At 66.2% G+C, this 14,645-nt stretch carries 9 protein-coding genes; 8 read left to right on the forward strand and 1 reads right to left on the reverse strand.

Features of this window, described 5'->3' with window-relative positions; translation table 11 throughout:
- Positions 1-35: 35 nt before the first annotated feature.
- The 7 genes from BLS74_RS11935 (at position 36) to BLS74_RS11965 (ending at position 11,159) form a co-directional block, all read left to right on the forward strand.
- Complete coding sequence (locus BLS74_RS11935; RefSeq protein ID WP_244503844.1) at positions 36-4,862, forward strand: NAD-glutamate dehydrogenase; 4,827 nt, start codon at positions 36-38, stop codon at positions 4,860-4,862.
- 97 nt (positions 4,863-4,959) lie between these two features.
- Positions 4,960-5,913 carry an alkaline phosphatase D family protein gene (locus BLS74_RS11940; protein ID WP_093106116.1) on the forward strand — a complete coding sequence of 318 codons (954 nt, stop codon included), beginning with the start codon at positions 4,960-4,962 and terminating at the stop codon, positions 5,911-5,913.
- Between the two features lie 79 nt (positions 5,914-5,992).
- Positions 5,993-6,673, forward strand: a complete 681-nt coding sequence (locus tag BLS74_RS11945; protein ID WP_093106118.1) for a response regulator transcription factor — start codon at positions 5,993-5,995, stop codon at positions 6,671-6,673.
- A 10-nt stretch (positions 6,674-6,683) separates the two neighbouring features.
- The gene (locus BLS74_RS11950) at positions 6,684-8,534 is read left to right on the forward strand and encodes a sensor histidine kinase (protein ID WP_244503845.1); all 1,851 of its coding nucleotides are present in this window, start codon (positions 6,684-6,686) and stop codon (positions 8,532-8,534) included.
- A 97-nt stretch (positions 8,535-8,631) separates the two neighbouring features.
- On the forward strand, positions 8,632-8,835 hold the full coding sequence (locus tag BLS74_RS11955; protein ID WP_093106122.1) for a hypothetical protein: 204 nt from the start codon (positions 8,632-8,634) through the stop codon (positions 8,833-8,835).
- Between the two features lie 125 nt (positions 8,836-8,960).
- Positions 8,961-10,397, forward strand: a complete 1,437-nt coding sequence (locus BLS74_RS11960) for a surface-behavior sensor histidine kinase ShkS (protein ID WP_244503846.1) — start codon at positions 8,961-8,963, stop codon at positions 10,395-10,397.
- A 432-nt stretch (positions 10,398-10,829) separates the two neighbouring features.
- Positions 10,830-11,159, forward strand: a complete 330-nt coding sequence (locus tag BLS74_RS11965) for a helix-turn-helix domain-containing protein (protein WP_170855581.1) — start codon at positions 10,830-10,832, stop codon at positions 11,157-11,159.
- A 91-nt stretch (positions 11,160-11,250) separates the two neighbouring features.
- On the opposite strand, the gene BLS74_RS11970 is transcribed toward BLS74_RS11965, so the two are convergent.
- On the reverse strand, positions 11,251-12,810 hold the full coding sequence (locus tag BLS74_RS11970; protein WP_093106127.1) for a Fic family protein: 1,560 nt from the start codon (positions 12,808-12,810) through the stop codon (positions 11,251-11,253).
- Positions 12,811-13,249: 439 nt separating this feature from the next.
- Here BLS74_RS11970 and BLS74_RS11975 point away from each other — a divergent pair, with 439 nt between their 5' ends.
- Positions 13,250-14,380 carry an AAA family ATPase gene (locus BLS74_RS11975; protein WP_093106129.1) on the forward strand — a complete coding sequence of 377 codons (1,131 nt, stop codon included), beginning with the start codon at positions 13,250-13,252 and terminating at the stop codon, positions 14,378-14,380.
- Positions 14,381-14,645 lie beyond the last annotated feature (265 nt).

Below are 14,645 nucleotides of genomic sequence, written 5' to 3' on the forward strand. Positions count from 1 at the left end.
CGATGTAGATTTACGACGCCAACCCGGAGACAAGCATGCTGATGACCACCCAGACAGTCGAATCAGGGCGCAGGGACGAGCGCCTCGAAGAAGTGGTGCAACTGATTCGGGCCAAGGTCCCGGCCGAGGCGGCGGACGAACTCGCCGCCTTCGCGCGCCAGTACTTCGGCCAGGTCGATCCCGAGGACCTGGCCGAGCGCCAGGTGGCCGATCTGTACGGCGCGGCGCTCTCGCATTGGAGCTTCGCGCGAAAGCGCGAGCCGGGGCGCGCGAAGCTTCGGGTGTTCAACCCGACGATCGCGGAGCATGGGTGGCAGTCCACGCACACCATCATCGAGATCGTCAACGACGACATGCCTTTTCTCGTCGATTCGGTGACGATGGAAGTCAACCGAAACGGGCTGACGCTGCACCTGACCATTCATCCGCTGGTGGCCGTGAACCGCGGCAGCGACGGTACGCTTCAGGGGCTGGCAGGCGAGGGCGCGTCGCCCGATGCGCGGCGCGAATCCTTCATCCATGTCGAGGTCGACCGCGTGCCCGAGCCGGCCCGGCTCGAGGCGCTGGCCGCCGACCTGGCGCGCGTGCTCGGCGACGTTCGCCTGGCCGTGGTCGACTGGAAGAAGATGCAGGAGCGCGTGCTGGACATCGTCCGCGGCCTCGACGAGCGCGCGCCGCCGATTCCGCCGCAGGAGCTTGCCGAAGGCCAGGCCTTCCTGCGCTGGCTGGCCGACAACCACTTCACCTTTCTCGGCTGCCGCAGCCATGAGCTGGACAAGATCGATGGCGAGGACGTGCTGAAGATCGTGCCCGATTCGAGCCTGGGCATCCTGCGCGACGGCCCGACGCCGAGCGCCAACGCCGCCTTCGCCGCGCTGCCGCCCGAGGTGCGCGCCCATGCGCGCCGTCCCGACCTGCTGGTGGTGACCAAATCCACCTCGCGCTCCACCGTGCATCGCCCCGGCCACCTCGACTACGTGGCCGTCAAGCGCTTCGACGACGCGGGCCAGGTGTGCGGCGAAGACCGCTTCCTGGGCCTCTTTACCTCCACCGCCTACAGCGCCAACCCGGCCGAGATTCCGCTCTTGCGGCGCAAGGTCGCCGACGTGGTCGAGCGCGCCGGCCTGGCCGCGGGCAGCCACTCGGGCAAGGCGCTGATCAACATCCTCGAGACCTATCCGCGCGACGAGCTGTTCCAGACCAGCGACGACGATTTGCTGCACACCGCGACCGGAATCCTGCACCTGGGCGAGCGCCAGCGCTTCCGCCTGTTCGTGCGGCGCGATCCCTTCGAGCGCTTTCTCTCCTGCCTGATCTATGCGCCGCGCGAGAACTACACCACCGAGCTGCGCCAGAAGTGGCAGGACATCCTGATGCGCGAGTTCAACGGCATCGGCTCCGAGTTCAACGTGCACTTGTCCGAGTCGGTGCTGGCGCGCATCCACATCACCGTGCGCACCAAGCCCGGCAGCATCCCGCCCTTCGATGTGCGCGAGGTCGAGCAGCGCCTGGTGGCCGCGGCGCGGCGCTGGGACGACGACCTGAAGTCAGCCTTGATCGAATCGGCCGGCGAGGCGCGCGGCAACGAATTGCTGCGCCGCTTCGGCGGCGCCTTCCCCGCCGGCTACCGCGACGAGTTCGCGGCGCGCGCCGCGGTGTACGACATCGAGCTGATGGCGCAGCTGAGCGACGCGCAGCCGCTCGGCATGAACCTCTACCGGCCGCTCGAGGCGCCGCCCGGCACGCTGCGTTTCAAGCTGCTGCGGCGCGGCGAGCCGCTCACGCTCTCGGCCAGCTTGCCGATGCTCGAGCACCTGGGCATGAAGGTGCTCGACGAGCATCCGCACCGGCTCGCGCCGCAGGGCGCAGCGCCGATCTGGATCCACGATTTCGGCCTGCAGAGCACGATCGGCGATGCCGACATCGAGATCGACGCGCTGCGCCCGGTGTTCGAGGAAGCCTTCGGCGCGGTGCTGGGCGGCGAGGTCGAGAACGACGATTTCAACCGCCTGGTGCTCGCGGCGCGTCTGCCGGCGCACGAGATCGTGGTGCTGCGCGCCTTTGCCAAGTACATGCGGCAGATCGGCTTCGCGCTCTCGCAGTCCTTCATTGAAGGCACGCTGGTCGCCAATGGGCCGATCGCGCGCGCGCTGGTCGAGCTGTTCAAGCTGCGCTTCGATCCGGCGCAGGCCGACGGCGCCGACGACAAGGTGCGCGAGATCGAGGCCGCGCTCGAGCAGGTGGCCAACCTCTCGGAAGACCGCGTGCTGCGCCAGTACCTGGCGCTGATCCTGGCCACCACGCGCACTAACTTCTGGCGCCGCGATGCGGCAGGGAAGCGGCGCAGCTTCGTCTCGTTCAAGTTCGATTCGTCGAAGGTGCCCGACCTTCCGGCGCCGAAGCCCATGTTCGAGATCTTCGTCTACTCGACGCGCTTCGAAGGCGTGCATCTGCGCGGCGGCCGCGTCGCGCGCGGCGGGCTGCGCTGGTCGGACCGGCCGGAAGACTTCCGCACCGAGGTGCTGGGTCTGGTCAAGGCGCAGATGGTCAAGAACACGGTGATCGTGCCGGTGGGCTCCAAGGGCGGCTTCGTGCTCAAGCGCGCGCCCGCTGCGGGCGACCGCGATGCCTTCATGCGCGAAGGCGTGGCCTGCTACCAGGACTACCTGCGCGGCCTGCTCGACATCACCGACAACCGGGTCGGCGACGCGATCGTGCCGCCGCCGCAAGTGCGCCGGCACGACGAGGACGACCCCTACCTCGTGGTCGCGGCCGACAAGGGCACGGCCACCTTCAGCGACTACGCCAACGGCATCAGCAAGGAATACGGCTTCTGGCTCGGCGACGCCTTCGCATCCGGCGGCTCGGTGGGCTACGACCACAAGGTCATGGGCATCACCGCGCGCGGCGCCTGGGAGTCGGTGAAGCGGCACTTCCGCGAGATGGGCATCGACACGCAATCGACCGAGTTCACGGTCGCCGGCATCGGCGACATGTCGGGCGACGTGTTCGGCAACGGCATGCTGCTGTCGCCGCACATCCTGCTGGTGGCGGCTTTCGACCACCGGCACATCTTTCTCGACCCGAGTCCCGACGCGGCCAAGAGCTTCGCCGAGCGCGAGCGCCTGTTCAAGCTGCCGCGCTCTTCGTGGGCCGACTACGACGCCAAGCTGATCTCCGAGGGCGGCGGCATCCATGCGCGCAGCGCCAAGTCGATTCCGATCACGCGCGAGGTGAAACAGGTGCTCGGCATCACGGCCGATGCGCTCACGCCCACCGAGTTCGTCAACGCGATCCTCAAGGCGCCGGTGGCGCTGATCTACAACGGCGGCATCGGCACCTACGTGAAGGCGACGAGCGAGAGCCACGCGCAGGTCGGCGACCGTGCCAACGACGCGCTGCGCGTCAACGGCCGCGAGCTGCGCTGCAAGGTCTTCGCCGAGGGCGGCAACCTCGGCTGCACGCAGCTCGGGCGCATCGAGTACGCGCTTGCCGGCGGACGCATCAACACCGACGCGATCGACAACTCGGCCGGCGTCGACACCTCCGACCACGAGGTCAACATCAAGATCCTGCTCGGCCTGCCGGTCACCGAGGGCGAGCTCACCGAGAAGCAGCGCAACACGCTGTTGCCGGAGATGACCGACGATGTCGCCGCGCTGGTGCTGCGCGACAACATCTTCCAGACCCAGGTGCTGTCGGTCACCGGCCGCATCGCGCCGCAGCTGCTCGATGCGCAGACGCGTTTCATGCAGTACCTCGAGAAGGGCGGGCGCTTGAACCGCGCGATCGAGTACCTGCCCTCCGACGAGGAACTGGCCGAGCGCCGCGCCCAAGGCCAGGGCCTGACCAGCCCCGAGCGCGCGGTGCTGCTGGCCTACAGCAAGATCTGGCTCTACGACGAGCTGCTGGCCTCGACGCTGCCCGACGACCCCTGGGTCGCGACGGCACTCGAACGCTACTTCCCGGCGCTGCTGGCGACCAAGTTCGCCGGCTACATGCCGCGCCATCCGCTCAAGCGCGAGATCATCGCCACCCACGTGACCAACAGCACGGTCAACCGCGTCGGCAGCACCTTCGTGCACCGGCTGGCCGAGACCACCGGCGCACGCGCCTTCGAGATCGTGCGCGCCTACCTGATGAACCGCGAGATCTTCGGCATGGTGCCGCTGTGGCTGGCGATCGAGGCGCTGGACAACCAGGTCGACGACGAGGTGCAGTCGAGCATGCTGATCGACACCAGCCGGCAGCTCGAACGCGGCACCATGTGGTTCCTGCGCTCGCGGCGCCTGGCCGAGGACATGTCCGCGACCATCGAGCACTTCAAGCCCAACGTCGAGGCGCTGTCGGCGCGGCTGCCGCAGCTGCTCGACGCCGACGAACGCAGCCGCGTCGATGCGGCGATGGCGCACTACGTTGCCAAGGGCGTGCCGCGCGAACTGGCCGAGCGCGTGGTCACCTTCGGCACGCTCTACGCCACGCTCGACATCGCCGAGATCGCCGGCAGCGCGCGCTGGCCGGTGGAACTGGTGGCGGCGATCTACTTCGATCTTGCCAACCGGTTGGGCATGCCCTGGCTGCGCGACCGGATTTCGGCGCTCCCGGGCGACCAGCACTGGCAGGCCTTGGCCAAGGGCGCGATGCAGGACGATCTGTCGGGCCTGCAGCGCTCGATCACCGGCGCGGTGCTGGCCGGCGGCGGCGAGGGCGAGTCGCCGGCGGCGCTGGTCGAGGCCTGGCAGGCCAGCAACGGGCGCACGCTCGAGCGCGCGGCGCAGCTGCTGGGCGAACTGCGCGCCGTGGCGGCGCCCGATGCGGCGATGCTGGCGGTGGCGTTGCGGGAGCTGCGGGCGCTGGGATAGCAGGGCACGCCAGGCGAGGGGGTCCCCCAAACGCAGGATGGCAGCCATCGTGTCGGCGGCCTAAGCTTCGACCGCCGGCCCCATCCAAGGAGCATCCATGCGCATCGCCTTCGCCTCCTGCATGACTTCTTTCCGCTTCCCCGATCAATCTGCATGGGACGAGATCGCGGCGCGCCAGCCGGACGTGCTGGTGCTCCTGGGCGACTCCGCCTACTACGATGCCGACGGCGCCAGCATGTCGCAGGTGAAGAGCATGAGCGCGCACGATTTCGCCGTGCACGCTCATGGGCGGCTCGCGCGGCAGATCGCGCGGCCCAGCTTTCAGGCGCTCGTTGCCCAACCCCAGCTCACGACCCACGCGATCTGGGACGACCACGACTTTCTCTGGAACGGCGCCTGCGGCGCCGAGATCGCTGGCCAGCCGCACCTCAGCCACCTGATCCCGCCGAGCCGGGCCGTGTTCGCGGCCTACCGCAAGGCGCTGGCGGCACGCCTGGCCCCGGGCAGCTTCCCGCCCGCGCCATTCATATGGGATGCCACGACCCCCGAGCCCGGCTACAGCAATGTCGCGCTCGGCCAAAACGTGCTGCTGCACCTCACCGACGGACGCAGCTACAAGACGCGGCGCGGCCGCAAGGCCTTGCTGGGTGCCGCCCAGATGAGTGCGATCGAGGCGGCCTGCAACGCCGCCGATCCGTCCACCGTTCACCTCATCGCATCGGGCATCGTGTTCGATGCGCGCAATGGCGAAACCTGGCTCGACTGCAAGGACGAGTACGGGCGGATGCAGGCGCTGGCCATGAACCATCGCATCCTCATCCTGAGCGGCGACATTCACGACAACAACCTGGCCTCCTACCGCCTGACCAACGGGCGGTTCCTGTTCGAGGCCACCTCGTCGGGCGCCGCGGTGTGCACGGCCGTCACCGTCGGCGCCGAGCAGCGCAACTGGGGCTTGCTGAACGTCGACGCGAATCGGGTGGGCATCGAGATCTTCAAATCGGGCGTGACTCAGTACGCCGGCAGCATCGACCGCGCCACGTGGACCTAGTCTTGCCGCCCCGTGCCGGCGTACGGGTGTCATGCCATTTCTGATGCAACAATCCGCCGCATCGAGCGTTCCGCCCACCATGCCCCAGACACGAATTGCCCTCGTCGAAGACGACTTCAGCATGCGCGAGCGCATTGCGCGCGTGGTCAGGGCCGACCCGTCCCTCGAGCTGGCCCACAGTGCCGGCACGGCGCGGGAGATCCTCGAATGGCTGGCCGAGAATCCGGTCGACGTGCTGCTGGTGGACCTGGGCCTTCCGGATCGATCCGGCCTCGACGTGATCCGCGACTGCCGGCGCACGCAGCCCGCTTGCGCGGTGATGGTGGTCTCGATCTTCGGCGACGAGGGCAACATGGTTCAGGCCTTCGAGGCCGGCGCGAGCGGCTACCTGCTGAAGGACGGCACCGAAGCCGATCTTGCCACCCACATCCGCAACCTGCGCGCCGGCGGATCGCCGATGTCGCCCGTCATCGCGCGGCAGCTGCTGCGCCGCTGGCAGGCCCATCAGCAGCAGGAGCGGCCGGCGGCCGTCGCGCCCCAGGCCGCCGCAGCCTCCTCTCCGCACGAGCGCCTGTCGCCGCGGGAGTTCGAGGTGCTCGACCTGGTGTCCCGAGGCTTTCCCTATGCGGAAGTGGCGGTGCGCATGGGCGTATCGGTCTCCACCGTGCAGACCCACATCCGCAACATCTATGGAAAGCTGGATGTCCACAACAAGTCGGAAGCAGTGTTCGAGGCGCGAAGCCTGGGCTGGCTTCCGTAGCCGCGGCGCCATGCAGGGCGCCGTCCGCGCCGTGACGCGCTGCCTCGCCTTGGCGATCGCCGCGCTGACGGCGGTCGTTGCCGGCCCCGCCGCCGCCGAGATCCACAGCGTGAGCGCGGCCACGGCGACCCTCCGGCCCGAGGGACTGCCGTCCGCCAGCCGGGAGGTCGAGCTTCCGTTTCGCTGGGACCGCGAATACCCGGGGCGCGGTGGAACGGTCAGCTACCGGATCACGCTGCCTCCCGGCGCCACGCTGGACGGCGGGCCGCTGGCACTGCTGCTGTCCGGTGTCGGCAACCAGGCTGCCATCTCCCTGAACGGGACCGTCGTCACCCGCCTCGGCATCCTCGGCGAGCGCGGGTACGACGCCTCCAAGGCGAGCCACCTGATCCGGATTCCCGCGGCGCTGCTGCATGCCGGCCAGCCCGACGAGTTGCTGATCGAGGCGACGGTACAGCGCCAGCGGGGCGCCGGGCTGAGCGCGGTCAGGTACGGCTCCGAAGCCGCGATCGAGCCCCTCGAGGCGGCGCAGCGGCGATGGCGGCACACCTCGTCCATCGTCTACGCCGTGAGCCTGCTGCTCATGGGCGGGCTGGCGGCGGGCCTCTGGTGGCGGCAGCGCGATGCACTCTACGGCTGCTTCAGCCTGGCGGCCTTCTCGGGCGTGATCCGCAACCTCGATCGCGCTTGGCTCGACGTTCCCGTGCCTTGGCCGCTCTGGGGCGCGATGGTGGCGGTGGGCTATGCGTGCCACATCGGCTTCATCGCCCGCTTCGTGCTGCTGGTCCTGGACCGCAATCCGCCCTGGCTCGTCAGGACCATCCACACGGTGCTGGGCACCGCCGTCGTGCTCGCCTGCGCTTCCTTCGGGCTCGCGCGGCCGGCCCTCTGGACCGCCAGCCTCATCCTGCTCCAGCTCACCAGCATGGCCTGTCTGCCGCTGGTGCTGCGCGAGGCCTTCGTCGCGCGCCGGCGCATCGCGTGGGTGCTGGTGGCGGCCGGCACCCTGGCCGTCACGGCGGGTGCCCACGATCTGCTCGCCGTGCGCATCGGCCTCTTCGGTGGCGCCGAATTCACGCTGACCTCGCACGCCATGTTCTTCTTCGTGCTGATCCTGGGTGGCGTGGTGATCGAGCGTTACAGCCGCTCCGTGACCGACTACCGGGCGCTGAACGCCAACCTGGCGGAACGCGTGGCCGAGCGCGAGCAGCAGTTGCGGGGTGCGTTCGACGAGCTGCGTGCGCAGCAGCAGGAGCAGGCGGTGTTGATCGAGCGGCAGCGCATCATGCGGGAGATCCACGACGGCGTCGGCTCGCAACTGGTCGGCCTGCTCAACATGGTGACGCAGCGCGGCTCCAGCACGGCGGTGCTGGAGGAGCACGTGAAGCTGGCGCTGGACGAGATGCGCATGGCCGTCGATTCCCTGCAACCCACGCACGACGACCTCGCGACGATGCTGGCCACGCTGCGCTACCGGTTGCAGCCCCGCCTCGACGCGGCTGGCATTGCACTGGACTGGGATGTCGCGGCGATTCCACCGGTCGCCTCGTTCACGGCCCAGGTGGCGCTTCAGTTCCAGCGCATTCTGCTGGAAGCCTTCACCAACGTGCTGAAGCACGCGCGGGCCTCGCGGATCTTCATGCATGCGAGCTGGCGCGACGGCGCGCCGCCCCGCGTGCGCATCGTGCTCACGGACAACGGCGTGGGCATCCAGGACGCGCCGGCAATGCTCGGCGCCACGGGCCACGGCACGGCGAACATGCGGGCGCGAGCGATGGCGATCGGCGCCACGCTGCGGATCGAAGCGGGTGCCGACGGCGGCACGTCGGTGGTCCTCGACTGGCCTTGCCACCCGGCCTGACGATCAGGGTAAGGCCCGATCACCGCGTGCCGCTTCACGCATTCCGATGCCGCACAATCCCGTCAAGAAGAGAAACAACAGCGGGTAAGGAGGAGAGATGGCGTACGAGCTGCTGAGGAGGATCATCGCGGGCGGGCTGCCGATGACGGTCACGCACGAGGAGGACATCGAACACCTGCGCATCCTGCGCGACGCGGGCTATGTCAAGGCGGACATCCCGATGGACGACGGGGCGGCCGCGCTCGTCAACGCGGTCACGCCGCTCGGTCGCACGGCGCTGCGCTACTTCGGCGGCGGATAGCGGATCCTCCTTCGTGCGCAGTTAAGATCACTTGTCACCGCCGACCGCCGCAGGCGGTGGGATGCAGGGCCCCTCGCGAGGGGCTTTTTAATGGCCGGACTGACAGTGGGAGAGGGCAGTGAGCCATGATGGGTAATTCGTCATTCGCAGGGTTGGGCAACTCGTCATTCGCGAGCCTCACGCCGGCACCGGCATCCGCCGACGAGGCCGAACCGTGGGTGCGCGGCGAGTTGATCCGCAGCCTGATGCGGGCGTCCCGCGGCTCCTACCTGCTGGCCGCGGCGCTGATGCCGGCCATGGTCGGCCTGAGCTGGGGCCATGTGCCGCCCTGGCAGCTGTTCGCCTGGCTCGCCATCGGCATCGGCGCCACCGCCTGCCGCATCTGGGGCGAGCAGCTCTACGGCCGGCACTACGCCGACCGCGACTCGGCCGCCCAGCAGTACTTCGTCGAGCGCTACCGCTTTCTCTGGAGCGCCAGCGCCTTCGCCTGGGGCCTGTCGATCCTGATCTTCTTCGAGCGCACGCCGCTGGTGAACCAGTTCATGAGCTGGCTGATCGTCGCCGGCGTGGCGACCTTTCCGCTCAACGGGCTGGCGCTGCATCCGCCGCTGCTCAAGCGCTACGTCAACACGTTGTTCGTCACCATGCTGCTGGCGATCGCCTTCCGCGTGATCGAACTCAAGTTCGAACGGCCGCATTTCCACTACGGTTTCCTGCTCTTGCCGGGGCTGCACTGGTGGCTGCTGCTGCGCGCGGGGCGGCGCATCCACGAGACGGCGCGCAACAGCTTCGAACTGCTGTTCCACAACCACATCCTGATCAACTCGCTCACGCAGCAACGGCAGGCGGCGGTGTCGGCGGTGGCGATGAAGAACCGCTTTCTCGCCAGTGCCGCGCACGACATGCGCCAGCCCGTGCTGGCGCTCTCGCTCTACGCCGACTGGCTGCGCAACGAGCCCGAGCTGGTGGCCGAGATCGCGCCGAAGATCGTGCGCGCGACGCATGCGGTCAATGCGCTGTTCGACTCGCTGTTCGACCTCGCGCGCATCGATTCCGGCCAGGTGCGGCTGCACATCGAGCGGGTGGATGTCGCCCAGCTGCTGCACGATCTCGAACTGCAGTACCGGCCGGTGGCCGAGGCCAAGGGATTGACCTTTCGCATGCACGTGAGCTCCGGCACCGTGCTGACCGACCCGATCCGCGTGCGCCGCATGATCGGCAACCTGCTGGCCAACGCGATCAAGTACACCGCCGAGGGCGGCGTCCTGCTGGCCTCGCGGCACACGCGCGACGGCCTGCGCGTGGAAGTATGGGACACCGGCATCGGCATCGCGCGCGAGCACTTGCGCGACGTGTTCCTGGAGTTCTACAAGGTGGCCGACCATGCCGGCACGTCCGATGGCTTCGGCCTGGGCCTGGCGATCGTGGCGCGGCTGTCGCATGCGCTCGGGCATCCGATCAGCGTGCGCTCCAGGCTGGGCCGGGGGAGCGTGTTCCGAGTCGCCTTGCACGACGCCGACGAATCCCAGGCGCAGACGCGTATTTCGGGCGCCGTAGGATAAAAAAACCGGGCCACGAGCCTAGCCGTTGGCCTTAAGTGTTGATCCCGACGACTTGGTCTCGTAGACCGCCCTCCCTGCCCGTTCGGGCTCGGAGGGATTTTTCTGGCCAGGATTTCTCTGTCAGGTTTTCGGTTTCCCGAGGCCGTTGCGGGTCTACATGGACCAAGACAGTGGCATCCGGGCGGCCTTCCTGGCAGCTTTTGTCGACCGGATCAAAGAGCGAACCGCTGATGGCTGGTACGTGTCGGTGCTCAAGGAAACCACCATCCACGACAAGGAGGCCGCGGTCAAGCTGGCTCGTGATCGCCTAAAGGCGGAGGCGGAGGCGGAGGCGGAGGCGGAGGTGCGCCCAGGCCTGGCCCAAGACGAACTGCTTGTTGAACTGATGAAGCGGGAATGCGTTGTGCAACGTGGGCGTCTTTTGGGTCAGTCGTGCCAGCGAAGTTCGCCTCCAATGCCTCGCTGCCTGCCGAGATTTCTGAGGGCTTCGAGGCCCTCGCAGAGCATCGCGCCGGCAAGCGCACGCTGCGCACGCATGAAGTTCAGGACATGCCGGCGCCAGCGATCGCGGCGAGCGAGTTGATCGCCCTGCGCGAAAGCCTCCATTTGTCCCGTCCTGTATTCGCCCGCTACTTGCGCACCAATCCGAGGACGCTGGAGAACTGGGAACAGGGCCGCGCCAGGCCGAATGCGCAGGCAGCACTTTTGATCCGTCTTGTCCAGCGCTTCCCTGATACGGTGGATCGGCTCGCATCCGCTTGAGTCTTGTCGATAAACGATGGCTGATGTCCGTCGCCGGGCCAACACCGGTCGTTCGACGCCCGAGCCCAATCGAGGCAATATCGTTGCCCGCTCAGGGCGCGTGCCGTTCGAAGTACTCTGCAAAGCGGCTGTTGACGGTCGCCTCCATGCGTTCGACCTCGGCATCGCTCAGTCTTTCGGCCAGCTTGCGCTTGTTCCTGGACAACTTGCCGTGTCCTTGGACGATAACGTCGATGAGTGTGTTGAGCTGCGACTGGCGCATGTCGAGCCAGTTTCCCAACTCGCGCACGGTAAGGTCATGGGCGCGAAGGTAGGCCACCTCGTCCAGCAGGTCCTCTTCGACGCATAGCTTCACACACTCGAGGATGAACTCGCACATCTCGGTGGCGTCGAAGTAGGCGTACAGCCATGCCGGTTGCGGAGACCGTACCAAGATGGTGGCGCTTTCTGCATCCAGCAGGTAGTCGAGAAGCTCCGTGCGCGGCCGCGAGTAGCTCTTGAGCAGGGCGGAGTAGCGATGCAAGTCCTTGAGCATGCGCGCAGACAGTGGCAGCACCACACCGGCAGGCGTGAAGCCGGCCTGTCGCAGCACATGGTGCAGCAAGAAACGATGCAGCCGCCCATTGCCATCCAGAAACGGATGCACGTAGACCAGGCCGAACGAGGAACAAGCAGCAGCCAGTACCGGATGAAGGCCCCGCCCCGCGGCCAACGCAGCGACCTCGGCCACTGAGTCCATCATCGAGTCCACGAGCGTCGGCGGCGGAGGTATGAAGTCAGCGATGTTCCGCAGGCGTCCTCCGGGGCGCGAAAGCCAGTTCTGACTATTGCGATAAGACGCTTCAATGGACAAGGGGCCAACAATCTGTGACTGCCATTGCACCAGCTGCTCTTCGCTGAGCGCGCCGGGCTCGCCGGCCTGTTCCAGCAGGCGTCGGAACTTGGCCGAGCGATTGTTGTCGGGAATTTCGTCCTCGATGTTGTAGGTCGAGCGCGTCTCCGATAGGTACAGGAAGTCCATGGCTCGTGCCAACATTTCCGGCTCGAGGTTGCTCAAGGCGTTCGCCACCTTTGCGCCGAGGTCCTCAGCGAGTAGCGCGTCGAGCCTTTCAGTACGCCGAATCAGAGGGCTGAAGAAGCGGCCTCCCACCAGGTTGTGCGTCACGCCAAACTTGGTGTCCGGCACGGCTGGGCCGGTGATGTACTCCTTTGGGTCGAGCACAGGCACGCGTGGGGTGCCCGGCGGCAACTTGTATGCAAATTCGTGTCCCGTCAGCCACTGGGCCAAATGTCCCGCCATTCGGGCGTACTTCGACGAGGGCTTGTCCTCTAGCCAAGCCTGCACACCCTCTAAAGTCTCCCTGTGCTCGAAGAGGGCGCCCAACACGGTGAGGTTCAGTCGCTCGCGCTTGAGTGCGAAGGTCAGTTGGCCCACCAAGCTGTTGGTGTCGGTCAGTCGTGGAAGAGGCAATTCGATGCGCTCGTCTCCGTCTGCTGCGATGATATGGCGCTCGACAGCACGGTCCACGCCTACGCTCACCGTGCGTAGCGGCGGCACCTGCAGTTGATGGCGCCGAATGAGGGCTTCGTAGCCCAGGTAGACCGGCGCGACGCGCGGGCTACCAGTGGCGGGTTCGGCAAGCGAATTCATCTACTCGAGCAGCGTCTAGGTCCGGATTTGTCTAGGTGGGTTGCAAAACCATCTACTTCACGGGCCATTCTACCAAATTCGTCTACGTCTGTTGGTCTGATATCTACTTTTTGGCCATCAGCCAGAAAACAATCTACAAGGCCAGCGTTCCAGAAATGACAGACACTCCCCCTTCGGCCTTCTGAGCGGCGCTGCCCTGCAAGCGGCCCTGAAACCCCTCCGCGTAGTTCGCCACGTTCAGCGCTGGCGAGCGAGCAACCGAAGTCCGCACGGGAACCTCTGCCGGATGCCTGAAGGCGGCCCAGAACCGGACATCCGCAACGTATCGGCAAACGAATCACCCATCGGACATGTCCCGTCCTATGACGAAGGCAGAGCGAGTATTGTGAAAAATTAAACTACATTTCAATAATTATGAAAGTTGACTATAATTTTTCGTATGGAACTGAACCAGATTTGGCACTGCCCCCGACCGGAGCTCGCAAAGCGCTACCTAGCCCTGCTGCAAGCCGGGCCGGTTGTGAGCACGACCGTTTTCGCGCCCCGGCGCACTGGGAAGACGGTGTTTCTGCGCAAAGACCTGACGCCAGCAGCCGACGCTGCCGGCTTCACCGTCGCGTACGTGGACCTTTGGCAGACGAGGTTGAACCCCGGCATCGCGATTGTTCGGGGACTGGAGGAAGCGCTCACGCCGAGGACGTTGGCACAAAAGGCGCTCCACAAGCTGCATGAGCCGGTCAAGAAGGTCAAGGCATCCGGCAGCGCGGGTGAGAAGGGCGCCATCGAGGTTGAGTTAGGCGACGCGAAAAAGGAAGCCACTGAACTCGCCCTGCGTATCGAAGAACTCGTTGTCAAGCTTGTTTCCAAGAAGAAGCTTCTGCTCTTGGTCGATGAAGCTCAGGAACTTGCACGAAACAAGGAGAATGAGCTGATGGCAATGGCACTGCGCACCGCCATCACCAAAAATAGCGACAAGCTGCGAGTCGTATTCACCGGCTCATCGCGCACGCAGCTCGCCAACGTCTTCTCCAACAGCACCGCGCCACTCTTCTCGGTGGGCGCCGCTGTTCAAGAGTTCCCGCTGCTTGGCAGAGAACTAGTCGAATTCGTCGCAAAGAAGTTCCAGGTCGCCAGCGGACGAACCCTGGACGTCGCCGCAGGGTGGACAGCCTTCCAAGAATTCCACCAGCAGCCCGAGCCATTCCTCTCGGTGGTCGTGGCCATGCTCATGGACCCATCGCTCACCTTAGAGCGCGCTGTGGCAACCGAAAAGGCAGAGCAGGACAAGGAGGAAAACCACGAAGGAACCTGGGCGTCGCTCGATGCGATGCAGCGCCAGCTCCTTTTGCTCTTCGTCAACGACCCGCATGCCAAACCATTCGGAAAGGCGGCGCTTGCGAAGCTTGCCAAAGCTCTCGGCGTTCCATCGCTCGCGCCGTCCGACGTGCAGTATTCGCTCAACAACTTGAAGTCCAAGACCATCATCTCGAAGGCGCCAGGCGGTGTGCACACGTTCGAAAGCGCGGCGTTCGAGCGCTGGGTCAGAACGTTGGCGCCCGTTAATCCCTAACCGGCGCCAAACCGGCTGTGGCGTGTGGCAGCATCCGGGCCACTTCCGGACGTTCGCGCCTCATTCGCCGACCTTATCCGGCATCAAAGTAGAGCCAGCGCAAAACAAAATTGTAGATATTCAGAAAGACTCAAAAGTAGAGCAATAGTGTGGCAAAATAGTAGAGTTTAAATACTGGAGCCACCCGCTCATGGCTACGCCCAATGAAAAGCTCGCCGCTTCCCTGCACGTGCTCAAGTCCTTGCAAGACAAGGGCATCCAGGTG

The organism is Variovorax sp. CF079 (assembly GCF_900101545.1).
Taxonomy (GTDB): Bacteria; Pseudomonadota; Gammaproteobacteria; order Burkholderiales; family Burkholderiaceae_C; genus Variovorax.

Coding starts and splice junctions, on each gene's coding strand:
- BLS74_RS11935 (WP_244503844.1), top strand. CDS start 36: ATGCTGATGACCACCCAGACAGTCGAATCAGGGCGCAGGGACGAGCGC.
- BLS74_RS11940 (WP_093106116.1), top strand. CDS start 4,960: ATGCGCATCGCCTTCGCCTCCTGCATGACTTCTTTCCGCTTCCCCGAT.
- BLS74_RS11945 (WP_093106118.1), top strand. CDS start 5,993: ATGCCCCAGACACGAATTGCCCTCGTCGAAGACGACTTCAGCATGCGC.
- BLS74_RS11950 (WP_244503845.1), top strand. CDS start 6,684: ATGCAGGGCGCCGTCCGCGCCGTGACGCGCTGCCTCGCCTTGGCGATC.
- BLS74_RS11955 (WP_093106122.1), top strand. CDS start 8,632: ATGGCGTACGAGCTGCTGAGGAGGATCATCGCGGGCGGGCTGCCGATG.
- BLS74_RS11960 (WP_244503846.1), top strand. CDS start 8,961: ATGATGGGTAATTCGTCATTCGCAGGGTTGGGCAACTCGTCATTCGCG.
- BLS74_RS11970 (WP_093106127.1), bottom strand. CDS start 12,810: ATGAATTCGCTTGCCGAACCCGCCACTGGTAGCCCGCGCGTCGCGCCG.
- BLS74_RS11975 (WP_093106129.1), top strand. CDS start 13,250: ATGGAACTGAACCAGATTTGGCACTGCCCCCGACCGGAGCTCGCAAAG.